This window comes from Pararhizobium polonicum, assembly GCF_001687365.1.
In the GTDB taxonomy this organism is placed as follows: Bacteria; Pseudomonadota; Alphaproteobacteria; order Rhizobiales; family Rhizobiaceae; genus Pararhizobium; species Pararhizobium polonicum.
In genome coordinates, this window is the sequence record NZ_LGLV01000026.1 from 1 (window position 1) to 16,750 (window position 16,750).

The following is a 16,750-nucleotide window of genomic DNA, read 5'->3' on the forward strand; positions in this document are numbered from 1 at the left end:
TGTCGACTTAAAACCGGAACTTAATCCAGTCGCGAACATCCGCCGCCCACGTTTCTCTTTCTCTCTATTCAATTGTCAAAAAACAGACGGACAAATCCGTCGAAAACCTAACCCCGAGAGCCCAAACATCCCTGCCTGAAACCCCAAATCCGCACCAAACTTTCATAAGAAACTTCAGAGCGAGTTCGTCGGTCGCCAGCAGCGCCGCCGCCCTCGTTGGTGAGCGGTTTATAGTCCCAGGCATGCTTCATAGTCAACAGGGTTTTTGAAAAAAATGACAGTTTTTTGACAAACGCCTGCGCCGTAAGGCTTTGTTGCGTTGCGACAATCGGCGGGACCCCTTGTATAAAGCCGAAATCACAATTCCGCCCTCACTTCTTCACATTCCGCGCTCTAAACAGGCCTCGCACTTGCGCCGCACGGTGCTTCGCCGGCTCTGTTCCTCTTATAGGTAGCTGCCGACAAAGCCCCGGCTGTTCTGTTTGACTCGGAGACATGAAAGATGCACATCTTCGCACAACATACCGAGACCATAATAAGAAACGGCGCGTAACCAGGGACTCCGCTCGAATTGGCATGATCACGGACAAGACCATGATACGGTCGCTCGGCAACGAGCCGCCGATCCTTGCGGATGGACGCAGGGCACCCGACCGGCGCGAGATTTCTCTGCGCTGGCTTTCGGGCACCTTTCTCACCGGCATTACCTCGAGCCTCTTGATGGGCGTGGCGCTGTTTGCGGCCCTGGACGGACGCCAGCAGCTGGCCATCCCGGCCGAAGCCTATGCGGCGATGGATCCGTCGGCGCGCGGCTCGCAGCCGACCGCTGCCGCCAAGCGCGGCGACCGTATCCTCAGCCCCAGCATCGTTGCCAAGCCCTCCGACCGCAGCATCATGGAAGTCTCGACCATGACCCATGACGGCGAGAAGGAAGTGGTGCGCCGCCAGCCGTTTGCCCATGTGAAGATGACGCTGGCCGCCAACCATCAGCCGGCGGAAAACTATCCGGCCTTCGATCCGCTGGCGATCTTTTCCAGCAGCGATGCGGATGCCGCACCGCCGGTCAGCCGCACCGGCACGATCTACGGATCGGACGTCGAATCCGAAGTGGCGCTGAAGACGGTGGATTTCCCGCTCAAGGGCTCGACGCTGAAATTCGCGCCGTCCATGTCGATGGATGAGGTCGAGGAGAATGTCCGCACCAACGGCTCGGTGCTGACCGACGGCAACACCCAGCTTGCCTCCCTCTTCTATGTCGATCCCCGCCGCTTTGCCTCCGATGCCTCCGATCTCGACCTGATCCAGGGACTGTCGGCCCGGGTGGTCGAGGAGAACATGACGGTCTCGGCCTTCGAGAACATCAACGACCAGTCGACCGAATATGCCGACGACGTCATCCCGGTGCGCCGGGCAACGCCGATCGCCACCGTTCTCATCAATGCCGGTTACGGAAAGGCGCAGGCCGAGGACATTGCCGGTTATCTGCGGCCGGCGCTGAATGCGACGGATCTACAGGACGGCGACGTGCTGCGCATCGGCATCATCCAGAAGGGCCAGAACGACGAAGCCAAGGTGGTGCGCGCCAGCGTCTATACGCACGGCAGCCATGTCTTCACCATGGCGCTTGACGACAAGGACCATTTCGTCAAGGGCTACGAGCCGCCGCGCCTCGACGCGATCGCCACCGCCTTCGACGACAACGGCACGCCATCGATCGCCGCCGGCCGCGACCTGCCGCGCGTCTATGACGGCGTCTACCGCGCCGCCCTCTCCTACGGCATGAATTCAACGATGATCGCCCAGATCATCAAGCTGCTCGCCAGCAATGTCGATTTCCAGGCGCAGCTGAAGCCGACCGACAGTCTCGAGGCCTTCTTCTCCGTGGCCGACAGCAGCGGCAAGGCGACCGACGATTCGGAATTGCTCTATGTCAACGCCAAGTTCGGCGATGCCGAGACGCGCTTCTACCGGTTCCAGGATCCGGACGACAATTCGATCGATTACTACAACGAGCAGGGCAAGAGCATCCGCCAGTTCCTGTTGCGCAATCCCGTGCCGAACGGCACCTTCCGCTCCGGCTTCGGCATGCGCCGCCATCCGATCCTCGGTTTTTCGCGCATGCATACCGGCGTCGACTGGGCAGCGCCGCGCGGCACGCCGATCATCGCGGCCGGCAACGGCGTCGTCGAAAAGGCCGGCTGGGATTCCGGCGGCTACGGCAACCAGACCCTGATCCGTCATGCCAACGGCTATGTCTCGTCCTACAACCACCAGAGCGCCATTGCCAAGAACGTCACCGTCGGCGCCAAGGTGGTGCAGGGACAGGTGATCGGCTGGATCGGCACGACCGGCCTGTCGACCGGCCCGCATCTGCACTACGAACTGATCGTCAACGGCAACCGCGTCGACCCCTTGCGCATCCGCCTGCCCGGCGGCAAGTCGCTGGACGGCAAGGCGCTGGCGCAGTTCGACAAGGAACGCGGCCGGATCGACGAGTTGCTGGCCAAGGACAATGGCAATGCCGAAGTGGCGGCGGTGCAGTAGGAACTCGGTATCCGCGGTTCGCCCGGGTGTCCGGTTTCCGTTCGATAGCCGATCGCCAACGGTCCCCAGCCCTTTATCCAGTTCGGCCATCGTCCCGATGGGCAGGCTGACCGGCGGGACGCAGCCGAGACGGCCGTATGCCGAAGCCCCGTACGCTTCCCCTATGCCGTTGGTTTCGTCTGCCGCATGCCCGGCCGCTCCCGCATGCGTGACCACCAGGCATTGAGATTGGCGTGCTCTTCAAGCATCTGCCGCCCTTCGGGAGCCATACCGAAATAATCCATCATCGGCGCGAGATGCAGATCGGCCAGGGTCAGGGATGCACCCCCGAGCCAGAGACCGCCTCCCATCAAATCGGCAAGAGCCTTCAGAATGATCGGAGCTTTGAAAAGCGAAGCGGCAAGGTGTTTCCCGTCGCTCGGTTCACCGCGCAGGGGCTTGGAAACCCGTTCGACGTAAATCCCCCAGACGAGCGTTGGATAGACATATCCGTCGGCGATGCTGATAATCTGGTTGACACGTGCCCGATGGCGGGGATCGGCCGGCTGGAGGGCCGGTCCCTCGAATGCCTCGTCGATATAACGTGTGATGGCGCCGGTCTCGTAGAGCTGGAACCCGTTGTGCTCGAGGGCCGGAATCCGGCCGAAAGGCTGCCGGGCAAGATAGGATGGCGGCGGACCTTCATCGGCAAAAACATCGACCGGCTCCAGATCGTAGTCGACGCCCTTCTCATGGAGGGCCAATCGGGCTGCACGCACGTAGACGCTATAATCCGCACCGAACAATATCGGTTTCTGCATCGCTTGCCCCCAAACCCGCATTGCGGCTTTCCGCATCGCACCGCGCATTTCACTGGCGATGAACGAAAAAGGCCGCCCCGAAGGGCGGCCTCTCTTGTCATCGTATCAGGCCGCAGCCTTCTCCGCCCCGCCCCTGAGCTTGAAGTTCAGTCGGTCGGAGCCGGAAAACGCCTTGATCGCCGAACCGTCCGGGAAATTGCCCTGGAGAATCTGTTCGGCCAGCGGGTCCTGGACGTATTTCTGGATGGCCCGCTTCAAGGGACGCGCGCCATAGGCCGGATCGTAGCCCTTGTCGGCGAGGAAGGCGCGCGCCTCGTCGTCAAGTTCGAGCGTGATCTTGCGGTCGGCCAAGAGCTGACGCAGGCGTTCCAGCTGGATATCGACGATCGTGCCCATCTCGCCGCGCTTCAGGCGGTGGAACAGGATGATCTCGTCGACCCGGTTCAAGAACTCCGGCCGGAAATGGCCGCGCACCACATCCATCACCTGATCGCGCACCATGTCGCTGTCATCGTTCTCGCCCAGCTGCGACAGGTATTCCGCCCCGAGATTGGAGGTCATGATGATCATCGTGTTGCGGAAATCGACGGTGCGGCCCTGACCATCGGTCAGGCGGCCGTCATCGAGCACCTGCAACAGCACGTTGAACACGTCCGGATGCGCCTTTTCGATCTCGTCGAACAGCACGACCTGGTAGGGCTTGCGCCGCACTGCTTCGGTCAGAGCGCCGCCTTCCTCGTAGCCGACATAGCCGGGAGGGGCGCCGATCAGCCGGGAGACGGAGTGTTTCTCCATGTACTCGGACATATCCATGCGCACCAGCGCGGTATCGTCGTCGAACAGAAAGCGCGCCAAAGCCTTGGTCAGCTCCGTCTTGCCGACGCCGGTCGGGCCGAGGAAGATAAACGAACCGATCGGACGGTTCGGATCCTGCAGACCCGCCCGCGAACGGCGAACCGCGCGCGACACGGCCTGAACCGCGTCCCCTTGGCCGACCACCCATTGCCCCAGCTCGTCTTCCATGCGCAACAGCTTGTCACGCTGGCCTTCGAGCATCTTTTCCACCGGAATGCCGGTCCAGCGGGAAACGACATGGGCGATGTTGTCGGGGGTCACGACCTCCTGCACCATCGGGTCCAGCGCCGAACTGTCCTGGCTTTCGGAAACTTCCAGTTCCTTTTCCAGCTTCGGGATCACCCCATAGGCAAGCTCCCCTGCCCGCTGGAATTCGCCCTTGCGCTGCGCGGCCGCCAGTTCGTTGCGGGCCTCGTCGAGCTGCTTCTTGAGGTCGGCGGCCAGACCAAGCTTCGACTTTTCCGCCTGCCAGCGCGCCGTCAGCGCATCGGCCTGCTCTTCCAGCCCGGTCAGGTCCAGCTCCAGCTTTTCCAGCCGGTCCTTCGAGGCGCGGTCGGTTTCCTTCTTCAGAGCCTCGCGCTCGATCTTCAGCTGCATGATGCGCCGGTCGAGTTCGTCCAGCTCCTCCGGCTTCGAGTCCACCTGCATGCGCAGCCGCGAGGCGGCCTCGTCCATCAGGTCGATGGCCTTGTCCGGCAGGAACCGGTCGGTGATGTAGCGGTTGGACAGCGTCGCAGCCGCCACCAGCGCGGAATCGGAGATCCGCACCTTGTGATGCTGTTCGTATTTTTCCTTCAGGCCGCGCAGGATCGAGATCGTATCCTCGACATTCGGCTCGTTGACCATCACCGGCTGGAACCGGCGGGCCAGAGCCGCATCCTTTTCCACATGCTTGCGGTATTCGTCGAGCGTGGTGGCGCCGACGCAGTGCAGTTCGCCGCGGGCAAGAGCGGGCTTCAGGAGGTTGGAGGCGTCCATCGCCCCATCCGCCTTGCCGGCACCGACCAGCGTGTGCATCTCGTCGATGAACAGGATGATCTCGCCGGCTTCCGCCTGCACTTCGGAGAGAATAGCCTTCAGCCGCTCCTCGAATTCGCCGCGGAACTTGGCGCCCGCGATCAGCGAGCCCATGTCGAGCGCCATCAGCTTCTTGTCTTTGAGGCTTTCCGGCACGTCGCCATTGATGATGCGCAGGGCGAGCCCTTCAGCAATCGCCGTCTTGCCGACGCCGGGCTCGCCGATCAGCACCGGGTTGTTCTTGGTGCGGCGCGACAGGACCTGGATGGTGCGGCGGATTTCATCGTCGCGGCCGATCACCGGGTCGAGCTTGCCGTCGCGGGCGTCTGCCGTGAGGTCGCGCGCATATTTCTTCAGGGCGTCGAAACCGGCCTCGGCATTGGCGCCGTCGGCCGTGCGGCCCTTGCGGATCTCGTTGATCACCTGATTGAGCTTGGACGCCGTCAGCCCTGCCTTCGACAGGATGCTGGAGGTCGCAGCCGAGGTCTCGATGATCAGCGCCTGCAACAGCCGCTCGACGGTGACGAAACTGTCGCCGGCCTTCTTGGCGGCATCTTCCGCCGTCGAGAACACCCGCGCCAAAGGCTGCGAAAGCGACAGCGAACCATTGCCGCCGCTGACTTTCGGCAGTTTGTTGAGGGCCGCGTCATTGCCGATCCGCGCCGCCTTGACGTCGCCGCCGGCCCGCTCGATCAGCGAGGCCGCCATGCCCTGATCGTCGTCGAGCAGGACCTTGAGAATGTGTTCCGGCGTCCACTGCGGATGGCCCTGCGCCAGCGCATAGGTCTGAGCCGATTGCAGAAAACCGCGCACGCGCTCGGAGTATTTTTCAATATTCATCTAACTACCTCCGGTAATCGGTCAGCCCGTTCATGGCACTGCCGACAGTTGGAATAAGGCTCCCTCAAAAGGCAAGCCCGCGTCTCGCCGTTCCGCCGCCTCGCAAAAGGCGGCCACGACAACTTGAGTGGAATATGGGGCACGGATTTCCGGAATTAAAGGGCGCGAAAGTGCCCCGTAACCGATTTCGATGGAACCCTGAGATCTGGGCCTTAAAGCTCCGCCATTCCCGCCCATTTCTCCACGTTGCGGACCATCTCCGGCGCGTGTTCCGGATCGTCCGCAAGCTCTGCCAGTTCGGACAACCGGTGAAAACCCGTCAGGATCGCTACCCGCCGCCGGTCGATCGCACGCCCCGTGAGCCGTTCATAAGCCGACATCGTCCGTTCGGTCAGGTCCGGTGACACGAAATTGGAATAGATGAACTCCTGATGCAGCGGCGCAAAGCCGGAATCGGCGAAATCGTAGATGCCGTTCAGCCTTCCGGCGGCGTGGTCGAACGCCATGTTCCAGCCGTGACCATCGAAAAATCCGTAGGTGACACCGTGGGGATCAGGCGGCAGCGCCGCGAACGCCGCGATCAGTGTATCCGACCGGGCGCGAAGATCATTCTTCAACAGTGGCAGCGCCTTCGCCCGGACAACATCTACCGTCAGCCAGGGCGCGACCGGGCCTGCTCCTGCTGCAACCATGCGCGCGCTATCCAGCCGGTGAAGTTCGGCATAGAATCGTCCGAGCATTTCGCCCAGGCGTTGACGCGCATCCTCGGGAAGACGGCCATAGTCTCCGGCAACGAGGTGGGCGCCTTTCAGCTTCTCATGGATCGAGAACAGCGGTGGACCCGCGTGTATCCGCAGATCGGGAACCGGTATCGAGACTTGCGGTCGGATGACAGACAGCAATTGCGCCTCTCTGAGAAGTGCCTTCTCGGCCGTTATGTGGCGGGGAAATTTGAAGATCAGCCGGTCATCGACATCCACCGCCACGCTATCCCAACCCGCCGTCGCCAGCGTGAAGGGCGCTGTGGAGAGCCCCGGAAAAGCAGCCGTTATAGCGTCGCGGCAATCGGAGAGGTCCAGTGTTTTCATGTTGTCCGACGTAAATCATTCATGCGGAAACACGCAAAACCGCCCGGCGCATTGTCTGCGCCCAAGTCTTTGAGGAGACGTTCACGCAAAATCCGGTATTGCTCCGGTGATGTATCCGCAAGCGCTTCGTCCCGGCCAGAATCAAGATCGCTGTAGGCCACCGGGGACGAAAACTGCAAGGCAGAAAAATCCAGCCGCGCACCGCCAATACGGTTGTAAAAATGCCAGGCATCTCCGAATCTCGTCTTGAGGATATCGCCGCCGAGAAGATCCTGAACGACAAGGGCCGTCACACCGCATTGGCCAAGCGCCGGGTTCTCCGGCCGCCATTTACTGGATGTTTCGATGGACCACGCCGTTGCCAACGCGGACTGCACACGCTCAAGCAACGGATCCCGCAAATCCCAATCTCCAACCCCGAGCCAACCGGCCTTCGCACAATGCCGGACCGGAACACTATCGCAGAACCGCATATTTGCGGCACTCGAAAATCGGCAAGCCTGCCGCGAAGACACCATCCACGAAAAAGCCGCCCGCAACGATCTGCTGCGGGCGGCCCTCAATGTCATCGTCGCGGTCGATTGTAACCGCTGTCGGCTTACTCGCCGGCAACCTCGACCAAGGCCGGCTTGTCGCCACCCTTTTCGCCTTCGGCTCCTGCTTCCGCGGCAGCCTCGTCAGCGCCGGCTTCGCCGCGGCGCGGCTGGCGGCGGGGGCGCGGGGCGGCGCGGCGGCGTGTCGGAGCGCGGCCTGTCGGCGCTTCTTCTTCCAGCGCAACCTCGACCGGCGTACCTTCGATCACCGGCTGCGGGCCGGAACCGTCGATGATCGGCTGCGGGGCCAGATCGGGGCGCGGCTGGGCCTGTTCGGCGCGCGGCGGACGCGGACGGTCCTGCCGCTGCTGACGCTCCTGCCGCGGACGCTCCTGATCGGGCTGGCGCTGGCGGTCCTGCTGCTCCGGCTGGCGTTGCTGGCGCTCGCCTTCCGGCTGCTGGCGCTGCTGACGCTCGGCCTGCTGGTGATGCCGCTCCTGCTCGAGCTGCTGGTCCTGACCGACGGAATTCTCGTCGTTGTCGCCCTGGTCCATGTCGTCGTCGCGCTCGTTGCCGTCACGGTCCTGAAAATCGTTGCGATCGTTGTAGTCGCCGCGATCGTCACGCTGGAAACGTTCCTGCATCTGCGCCTGTGCGGCCGCAATGATGCGGTTGTAGTGTTCAGCGTGCTGAAGATAGTTTTCCGCCACAACCCGGTCGCCGGAGCTTTGCGCGTCACGGGCAAGATTGCCGTATTTCTCGGCGATGTGCTGGGCTGTGCCGCGGATCTTCACATCCGGGCCGGAGCTGTCATAGGTCCGGGTCAGCGGGTTGGAACCCTTCCGGTTATGATTGTTGTTATTGTTGCCACCGCCACCATTGTTATTGCTGCTGGTATTGTTGTTACGCCCACGGCCGCGCTTGTTTTGCTGTCCTGGCCTCATCGTTCACTCACCTGGATTCTCTTGATATTGATGATCATGTGGCTTCGTGGCTTGCCAGAAATCCCATATCGGGGAATTCGGGATCAAGCAGGCACGCGCCGCGACCCAACCGCCTCATGACGGTACCGTCGCTGGTTAAAGTCAAATTAACAGGTACCCGCACCAGGCACTGTCGAACCTTAGCAACTCTTTTTTGAGAGTAATCCCTGCGGCAAGGTCTGACCGGAACGAATCTCTGATCTTTGACCTTCTGCCCAGTGCGTGAGAGGAACCTAGCCCGCTTCCCGTGCGATTCCAAGCCTTTTCTTCACGTTTTTTAAAAAGAGCATCCCGATATCGGCCGGTTTTCAGGGGTTAGTGACCAAATGAGAACAGGATGGCCCGGTCGTTTCCGCCGAGGTCGCGCACCCGGTCGATCACCCGGAAGCCCTCGCTTTCGAAAAGCGCGCCGACCACCTGCAGCTGGTCGTAGCCGATCTCGACGCCGACGATACCGCCCTCTGCCAGATGGCGCGCGGCATGGGCGGCGATGGTGCGATAGGCGTCCAGCCCGTCGGCGCCGCCATCCAGCGCCAGCGCCGGATCGTGGTCCCGCACCTCGGGCGCCAGCGATGCCACCACCTCCGTGCGGATATAGGGCGGATTTGACACGATGATGTCGAACCTGCCGTCAATGCTGGCGAACCAGTCGCTTTCCACGCCGGTAAAACGGTCGCTGAGGCCATTGCGTTCGGCATTGGCCCTTGCCATCTCCACCGCCCCTGCCGACAGGTCGGAACCGACGCCGGTCGCCTGCGGCACGGCGCTCAGCAGCGCCAGGCAGATCGCCCCCGTGCCGGTGCCAAGATCGATGAGATGGCAGGAGCCCTTCTCCGCCACGAATTTTTGCGCGAACGGAATGAGGCCCTCGACGATCATCTCCGAATCCGGCCGTGGCTCCAGCGTGTCGGCGGACATGCCGAGCGTCAGCCCGTAGAATTCGCGGTTCCCGAGGATGCGGTGCACCGGCTCGTGCGCCGCCCGCCGCTCGATCGCCTCGCGGATGCGCTGCGCGTCCGTTTCTGAAACGATCTCCCCGCCGCGCGTCATGAAGGCCACCGCCGGCAGGTCGAGCAGGCCGGAAATCAGCACGCGCGCATCCAGCGCCGCCTCGCCGATATGGGCCTTGAGAAACCGGGCCCGCGCCTCGGCAAACAGGCTGTCGAGCGTATCGGTCATCCCTTGACCTCGCCCAGCTGCGCCAGCTGATCGGCCTGGTAATCGGCCAGAAGCGCATCGACCACCTCGTCGATCTCGCCCATCATCATCCGGTCGATCTTGTAGAGCGTCAGGTTGATGCGGTGATCGGTGACGCGCCCTTGCGGGAAATTGTAGGTACGGATGCGCTCGGAACGGTCGCCGGACCCCACCTGACTCTTGCGCGAGGCGGAGCGTTCGCTATCGGCCTTCTGCCGCTCCATGTCGTAGAGCCGCGAGCGCAGAACCTGCATCGCCTTGGCGCGGTTCTGGTGCTGCGATTTTTCCGAACTCGTGACGACGATGCCGGACGGCATATGGGTGATGCGAACCGCCGAGTCCGTTGTGTTGACGTGCTGGCCGCCGGCGCCCGACGAGCGCATCGTATCGATGCGGATGTCTTCGTTGCGGATCTCGATATCGATATCCTCGGCCTCCGGCAAAACGGCAACGGTCGCCGCCGACGTATGGATGCGCCCCTGCGTTTCCGTGTCGGGAACGCGCTGCACCCGGTGCACGCCGGATTCGAATTTCAGCTTGGAAAACACCCCACGCCCGGTGACGGTGGCGATGATTTCCTTGTAGCCGCCGGCATCGCCGTCGCTGGCCGACAGCACCTCGACCTTCCAGCCCTTGCCCGCCGCATAACGCTCGTACATGCGGAAGAGATCGCCGGCAAACAGCGCCGCTTCCGAGCCGCCGGTGCCGGCGCGGATTTCCAGGATAGCGCTCTTTTCGTCGGCCGCATCCTTGGGCAGAAGCAGGATCTGCATCTCCTGCTCCAGCGTTTCGATACGATCCTCGATCTCAGGCTTTTCCATCTCGGCCAGATCGCGCATGTCACGATCCGTCGTGCGGTCGTTCATCAGCGCGTTGACATCCGCAAGCTCGGCAAGAGACTTTTCGTAAAGCCGGATCTTCGTCACCACCGGCTGCAGCTCGGAATATTCCGACGCCAGCTTCACATAGACATCCGCCGCCGGTCCTTCCGACATCCGCGCCTCGATCTCGCCGAAGCGACGCTCCAGCTCGCGCATTTTTTCAACAGGTAAGGTTGCCAACTCGAACTCCAAAGGGGCTGTTGTAAAAAACAGCGATGTTTCTCGACAAGGGCACCTTCTTCAGAGGCACCAAAGCCGAGGTAAAACTCTTGAGATCTTGCGCGATCTTCCAATCAGTTCCGAATTGGAGAATTGCGCAAAGATGATCCGTTCATCGCTCGAGATCTGACCTCCGGGCGGGAACAAAGGTCAGATCAAGTGATTGAACCTCTTCGACCAGCCGATTTTCGACGATCTCGACGAGGGTCTCCAATACCCGCTCGCGGTCCTGAAGAACACACCCATTCCAAAAACGAACAACGTTCCATCCGTTGGCCGTCATATAGCCGTCCCGCTTCGCATCGTAACGGCTGTTTGCATGCTGGCTGCCATCGACCTCAACGACGAGATGGACTTGCCTGCATGCGAAATCAGCGAAGTACGGACCAATCGGTAACTGCCGGACAAACTTGACCCCGTTGAGACGACGCGCTCGAAGCTCAAACCAAAGAGCCTCCTCGGCATCGTTCTCCACCTTCCGCAAAATGCGGGCGCGATCCGTTTTCTGTTTGTCCGGGCCTCTCATAACAACTAAGTGCCCCTCACCCTAGCCCTCTCCCCGCTCGCGGGGAGAGGGGACGACCAAATTTGCCGTTCCTTCCCACCCCATCTTACGTTTCGACTTTACTGGTCGAGAATTCACCGCTTGTCCCTTCTCCCCGTTTACGGGGAGAAGGTGCCCGACAGGGCGGATGAGGGGCTTTCTTGTCGACGCCGCTAAACCGGAACCCCATGTTCCGCCGCGAACGCCACCAGCATCTCGCGAACCGGTGTCAGGCCCCTCTTGTCGTCCAGCGCGGCGTGCAGCATGGCCGAAAGCTTGTCGACATCCAGCGCCAGAAGCATGGCCTTGACCGGCCCGACCGCCGTCGGCGACATCGAGACGGAGCGGTAGCCGATGCCGAGCAGCGCCATCGCCGACAGCGGCTTGCTGGCCATCTCGCCGCACAGCGTCACCGAGGTCTCGTTGCGGTCGCCGGCCCGCACGATATCGCGCAGGATGCGCAGGAACGGCCGGCCGAGCACATCGAAACGGTCGGAGACCCGCGCATTGCCGCGATCCACCGCCATGGCGAACTGGAACAGGTCGTTGGACCCGACGGAGACGAAATCGACCTCGTCCATCAGCTCGTCCAGCTGCCACAAGAGCGCCGGCACTTCCAGCATGGCACCGAACTGCAGCTTGCGCGGCAATTGCTCGCCGATCTTCGACTGCCGCTGGATTTCCTTCTGCAAGAGTTCGCGCACGGTGCGCAGCTCGGCAACTTCCGTCACCATCGGCAGCATGATGCGCAGTTCCTGGCCGGCCGACGCGCGCAGCATGGCGCGCAGCTGCGTGCGCAACAGGCCGGGACGGTCCAGCGACAGGCGGATCGCCCGCCAGCCGAGCGCCGGGTTTTCCTCTTCCGCCGCGCGGAAATAGGGCACCACCTTGTCGCCGCCGATATCGAGCGTGCGGAAGGTCACCGGCTTGCCGGCCGCCTGTTTCATCACGTTGCGGTAGAACAGCTCCTGCTCTTCCATCTTCGGCATGGTCGACGCGATCATGAACTGCAGCTCGGTGCGGAACAGGCCGATGCCTTCGGCGCCGGATTCGGAAAGCTGTGGCAGATCGACCAGAAGGCCCGCATTCATCTGCAGCTTGATCCGCTTGCCGTCCCGGGTCAAAGGCTCGATCCCGCGCAGCGCCCTGAACTGCTCCTGGCGCCGCGCCCGAAGCTTGACCTTCTCCTCGTACGCCCGCTGCAGGTCGGCCATCGGCCGCAGATGCACCTTGGCATCGTCGCCGTCGACGATGATCGCATCGCCGTTTTCCGCCAGCGCCACGACGCCGGCTGCCTGCCCCACCACGGAAATGCCCATGGCACGCGCGACAATCACCACATGGCTGGTCACCGCGCCGTCTTCCAGCACCAGACCGCGAATGTTTTCGCGCGGATAGTCCAAAAGCTCCGCAGCGCCCATGGCGCGGGCGACGACGATCGCATCCGGCGGGAAATCCGAAGCCGACAGCTTTGCGCCATAGCCAGTCAGCTGCCTGAGCAGCCGGTTGGCAAGGTCGTCGAAATCATGCATGCGCTCGCGCAGGTACGGGTCCGTCAACCGGATCATCCGCGCCTTGGTCTCGCTCTGCACGCGCTCGACCGCCGCTTCCGCCGTCAGGCCGTTGCGGATCGCTTCTTCGAGCTTTCTCACCCAGCCGCGGTCATGGGCAAACATCCGGTAGGCTTCCAGCACCGCGCGGTGCTCGCCTTCCATCGAGACGTCGCGGCGCGACAGCATGTCGTCGATCGAGATCCGCAAGCTGCCCAGCGCTTCCGCCAGCCGGCCGAGTTCATGATCGGTATCGTCGTTCAAAAGATTGGTGACGACGATGCGCGGCTCGTGCAGCACGACGTAACCAAGGCCGATGCCTTCGCCGAAACTGTTGCCGTCGATGGTCACCGGCCGCGACAGGTCAAGCTCCAGCCCCGGGCGGGTGATCTTCTTCAGTTCGCCGGTCGCCACCATTTCGGCGAGAACCATCGCCGTGGTTTCCATCGCCTCGACCTCGTCGTCGCGATAGGTGCGGCTGGCCTTGTTCTGCACGACGAGAACGCCAAGCGAACGGCCGGTGCGCAGGATCGGCACGCCGAGGAAGGAATGATAGATTTCCTCGCCGGTCTCCGGCAGGTAGGTGAAGGCCGGATGCGCCTGCGCATCGGAAAGATTGAGCGGCCGGGCGCTGGCGGCAATGGTGCCGACGAGGCCCTGCCCCATCTGCAATTGCGCCAGATGCACGGCGTCCTTGTTCAGACCTTCGGTGGCATAGAGTTCCAGCACGCCGTCGGAGCGCAGCACGTAGACCGAGCACACCTCCGCGACCATGTTCTGCGCAATCTGGCGAACAATCTGGTCAAGGCGCTCCTGCGGCTCGAGCGGTTCCGCCATCAGTTCGCGCAACCGCCTGAGAAGGACGCGTGGACCCGCAGAGAGGTCTCTCATCGCGCAACGTCTCCTGTCTGAAGTCAACAACTGCAGGCGGCAAGTCGTTTCGGCACTCTCGCGCCAAGATGTCGTCGCCGCCGCTTTTCTTAACTCTTATCCAGACCGTAGACGGAATGCAAAGTGCGAACTGCCAATTCGGCATAAGCGCCGTCGATCAGGATGGAAATCTTGATTTCCGAGGTGGTGATCGCCTTGATGTTGATGCCTTTTTCGGCAAGTGCGCGGAAAGCGGACGCGGCCACGCCCGCATGGCTGCGCATGCCGATGCCGATCACCGAGACTTTCACCAGCCCTGATTCGTTCTGGATGACGTCGAAGCCGATCTTGTCCTTCGAGCCGTTCAGCACCTGCAGGGCCTTGTCGACGTCGGTCGAGGGCACGGTGAAGGTCATATCGGTCTTCGAACCATCTTCCGAAATGTTCTGGACGATCATGTCGACATTGATATGGGCTTCGGCCAAAGGTCCGAAGATGGCGGCCGAAACGCCCGGCCGGTCGGCCAGGCGCCGCAGCGAAATCTGCGCTTCATCCTTGGCATAGGCGATGCCGGTGACGACTTCCTGTTCCAAAATCTCTTCCTCATCACAAATCAGCGTACCGGGCGGGTTCAGGAAATCGCCCATGCCCGGTGCGTCTGGGTCATCGAAACTGGAGCGCACGAAGGTGCGCACCTTGAATACCATGGCAAGCTCGACCGAGCGAACCTGCAGGACCTTGGCGCCGAGAGACGCCATTTCCAGCATTTCCTCGAACGCGATCTTCTTCAGCCGCTTGGCCTTCGGCTCGATGCGCGGGTCAGTGGTGTAGACGCCGTCGACGTCGGTATAGATATCGCAGCGATCCGCCTTGATGGCGGCTGCGATCGCCACCGCCGAGGTGTCCGAGCCGCCGCGCCCGAGCGTCGCGATCCGGTTGTCCGGTCCAAGCCCCTGGAAGCCGGCGACCACGGCCACCTGGCCCTCGCCGAAGCGGCGGATCAGCTCCGAACCGTCGATCTCCAAAATGCGCGCCGCGCCATGGGCATTGTCGGTCTTGATCGGAATCTGCCAGCCCTGCCAGGAGCGGGCATTGATACCGATATTCTGCAGTGCCAGAGCCAGAAGCCCCGAGGTCACCTGCTCGCCGGAGGCAACCACGGCATCATATTCGCGCGCGTCATGCATCGGCGAGGCATCGCGCGTCCAGGCAACCAGTTCGTTGGTCTTGCCCGACATCGCCGACACCACGACCGCGACCTCATGGCCGGCATCGACTTCACGTTTCACATGGCGGGCCACATTCCGGATGCGATCCATATCCGCGACGGACGTGCCGCCGAATTTCATCACGATGCGTGCCATATGCCTCTACCGGTATTGCCTGCCGCGCTTGGGTTCGCGCCTGCTTTGAGAAGTTGGCGGTCTCTTAGCGAAATTGGCGGCGGGGTGCAATGGAGAAGGCGTGGGTTGTGGCCGGGCAGAACAACAAACCGGAGCGGACTTTTCCCGCAACCGGCCAGGCATCGAAGATCAGGCGAAGCACGGCGCTCGCACCCGCTCATCGCCGCCGCATGCCATCAGGGCATGCCCCCTCGGATCAATCCGTGACCGGTGTCGTCTTGCGGACGGAACCGCCGTTGAACAGCGGCGCCAGATTGCGCGGCTTGTAGATCTCCTGCGAGCGGATCGGCGGTGTATCGTCCGGGGAGAACTGGGCTGTTTTCGCGTACCGCTCGACAACGCTGCTGTGAACGAATTCGTTGACCGTTTTCTCCGGCTTGCCGTTTTCGTCCATGGGCTGGTAGAGCGTCTCATAGAAAGCCACCTTGATCTGTTTCTCGCAGATCTGCCGGAAAGTCGGCGTCAGGCGGTCCTTCAACGACCAGCCGGCGCGGGAATCGTGGCGGGGCGCTGCCGCATCGGTCTGTCGCGGCAGGACATCCCAATCGAGCGCAAGGCCGCACTTTTCGGCCTTCTTCGCCATCCACACCAGAGGAATGTCGGCAAGCGCACGGTCCGTATAGCCGCCACCGACATCCGAATGCGCGCCGGTGAACCAGACCTGCTGAATCTCGCAGTTTTCCGGAGCCTCGCCGGTCCAGAGCGTCGGCACGAATTCGTCCCGGCATTCGTCGATCGCCATGGCGTGGAAGGCATGCCGGGTGATCTTCGACGGCGTCGTATTGTGGAAGCCATATTCCTTCTGGTTGATCAGGTTGAAGATGCTGCTGGGAATACCCAGCGCGCCCACCGTATCCCAGACGCCCATGAACATGATTTCCACATCCAGATGCGCCTCTGTCGCATAGCGTACGACAAACGCTTCCGGCGAGCGCTCCTTCTCCTCCTTGTAGTAGCGCCAGGCCTTGCCGAGATCGCTCAGCCGCTGCCGCTTGAGCAGGCCGCAGGACCCGATCAGACCGGCGAGGCTTCGGGCTGTAAACGCGCCGCGGGAAAAGCCGAACAGGTAGATCATGTCCCCGGGCAGGTAATTCTGCGCCAGAAACATGTAGCCGGAGCGGATATTTTCATCCACGCCCAATCCCGTGGCGCCATCGACGATCCGTTGCGCTGCCAGGCCGGCCGAACCGACACCGCGCAGATAGAGAACCGATTGCGAAATGCCGCCGGTATCGATCGTGGCGTGGATGGCGCGCGCCAGCAGCGCGACATTCGTCTCCGCTCCGTCGCTATCCGCGCTGTTCCAGGTTCCGTCGAAACACACAACCAGACGCTTCGGCATTGTATCCTCCCCCGAGCATGAGGTGAGAATATACGCAGACACACGCTAAAGTCGCCATGATTTTTTCACCCGGCCGATGGGGAT

General features: G+C 62.2%; 12 protein-coding genes. 1 reads left to right on the top strand and 11 read right to left on the bottom strand.

Going from position 1 to position 16,750, the window contains the following annotated elements; genetic code table 11:
* The first annotated feature begins 576 nt into the window (after window positions 1-576).
* The gene (locus tag ADU59_RS28885; RefSeq protein WP_068959233.1) at window positions 577-2,544 is read left to right on the top strand and encodes a M23 family metallopeptidase; all 1,968 of its coding nucleotides are present in this window, start codon (window positions 577-579) and stop codon (window positions 2,542-2,544) included.
* A 161-nt stretch (window positions 2,545-2,705) separates the two neighbouring features.
* Here the strand turns inward: ADU59_RS28885 and ADU59_RS28890 are convergent, their stop codons facing one another.
* From ADU59_RS28890 to ADU59_RS28940, 11 genes are all read right to left on the bottom strand, one after another.
* Window positions 2,706-3,344 carry a glutathione S-transferase family protein gene (locus ADU59_RS28890; RefSeq protein ID WP_068959235.1) on the bottom strand — a complete coding sequence of 213 codons (639 nt, stop codon included), beginning with the start codon at window positions 3,342-3,344 and terminating at the stop codon, window positions 2,706-2,708.
* Between the two features lie 105 nt (window positions 3,345-3,449).
* Window positions 3,450-6,056, bottom strand: a complete 2,607-nt coding sequence (gene clpB / locus ADU59_RS28895; RefSeq protein WP_068959236.1) for an ATP-dependent chaperone ClpB — start codon at window positions 6,054-6,056, stop codon at window positions 3,450-3,452.
* A 212-nt stretch (window positions 6,057-6,268) separates the two neighbouring features.
* Window positions 6,269-7,144, bottom strand: a complete 876-nt coding sequence (locus ADU59_RS28900; protein ID WP_068959238.1) for a phosphotransferase family protein — start codon at window positions 7,142-7,144, stop codon at window positions 6,269-6,271.
* Window positions 7,141-7,545: a YunG family protein gene (locus ADU59_RS28905; protein WP_202970094.1), complete on the bottom strand. Its 405-nt coding sequence runs from the start codon at window positions 7,543-7,545 to the stop codon at window positions 7,141-7,143. The genes ADU59_RS28900 and ADU59_RS28905 overlap by 4 nt, the downstream gene beginning before the upstream one ends.
* Before the next feature lie 197 nt (window positions 7,546-7,742).
* Window positions 7,743-8,621, bottom strand: coding sequence for a DUF4167 domain-containing protein (locus tag ADU59_RS28910; RefSeq protein ID WP_068959243.1), 879 nt, complete (start codon window positions 8,619-8,621; stop codon window positions 7,743-7,745).
* Window positions 8,622-8,975: 354 nt separating this feature from the next.
* On the bottom strand, window positions 8,976-9,839 hold the full coding sequence (gene prmC, locus ADU59_RS28915) for a peptide chain release factor N(5)-glutamine methyltransferase (RefSeq protein ID WP_068959245.1): 864 nt from the start codon (window positions 9,837-9,839) through the stop codon (window positions 8,976-8,978).
* Window positions 9,836-10,918, bottom strand: coding sequence for a peptide chain release factor 1 (gene prfA, locus ADU59_RS28920; RefSeq protein ID WP_068959280.1), 1,083 nt, complete (start codon window positions 10,916-10,918; stop codon window positions 9,836-9,838). The genes prmC and prfA overlap by 4 nt, the downstream gene beginning before the upstream one ends.
* Window positions 10,919-11,069: 151 nt before the next feature.
* Complete coding sequence (locus ADU59_RS28925; RefSeq protein WP_068959247.1) at window positions 11,070-11,483, bottom strand: endonuclease domain-containing protein; 414 nt, start codon at window positions 11,481-11,483, stop codon at window positions 11,070-11,072.
* A 191-nt stretch (window positions 11,484-11,674) separates the two neighbouring features.
* Window positions 11,675-13,942 carry a phosphoenolpyruvate--protein phosphotransferase gene (gene ptsP, locus ADU59_RS28930; protein WP_068959250.1) on the bottom strand — a complete coding sequence of 756 codons (2,268 nt, stop codon included), beginning with the start codon at window positions 13,940-13,942 and terminating at the stop codon, window positions 11,675-11,677.
* An 89-nt stretch (window positions 13,943-14,031) separates the two neighbouring features.
* Complete coding sequence (locus tag ADU59_RS28935; protein WP_068959251.1) at window positions 14,032-15,285, bottom strand: aspartate kinase; 1,254 nt, start codon at window positions 15,283-15,285, stop codon at window positions 14,032-14,034.
* Between the two features lie 235 nt (window positions 15,286-15,520).
* Window positions 15,521-16,666, bottom strand: a complete 1,146-nt coding sequence (locus ADU59_RS28940; RefSeq protein ID WP_068959253.1) for a DUF2235 domain-containing protein — start codon at window positions 16,664-16,666, stop codon at window positions 15,521-15,523.
* Window positions 16,667-16,750: the final 84 nt, after the last annotated feature.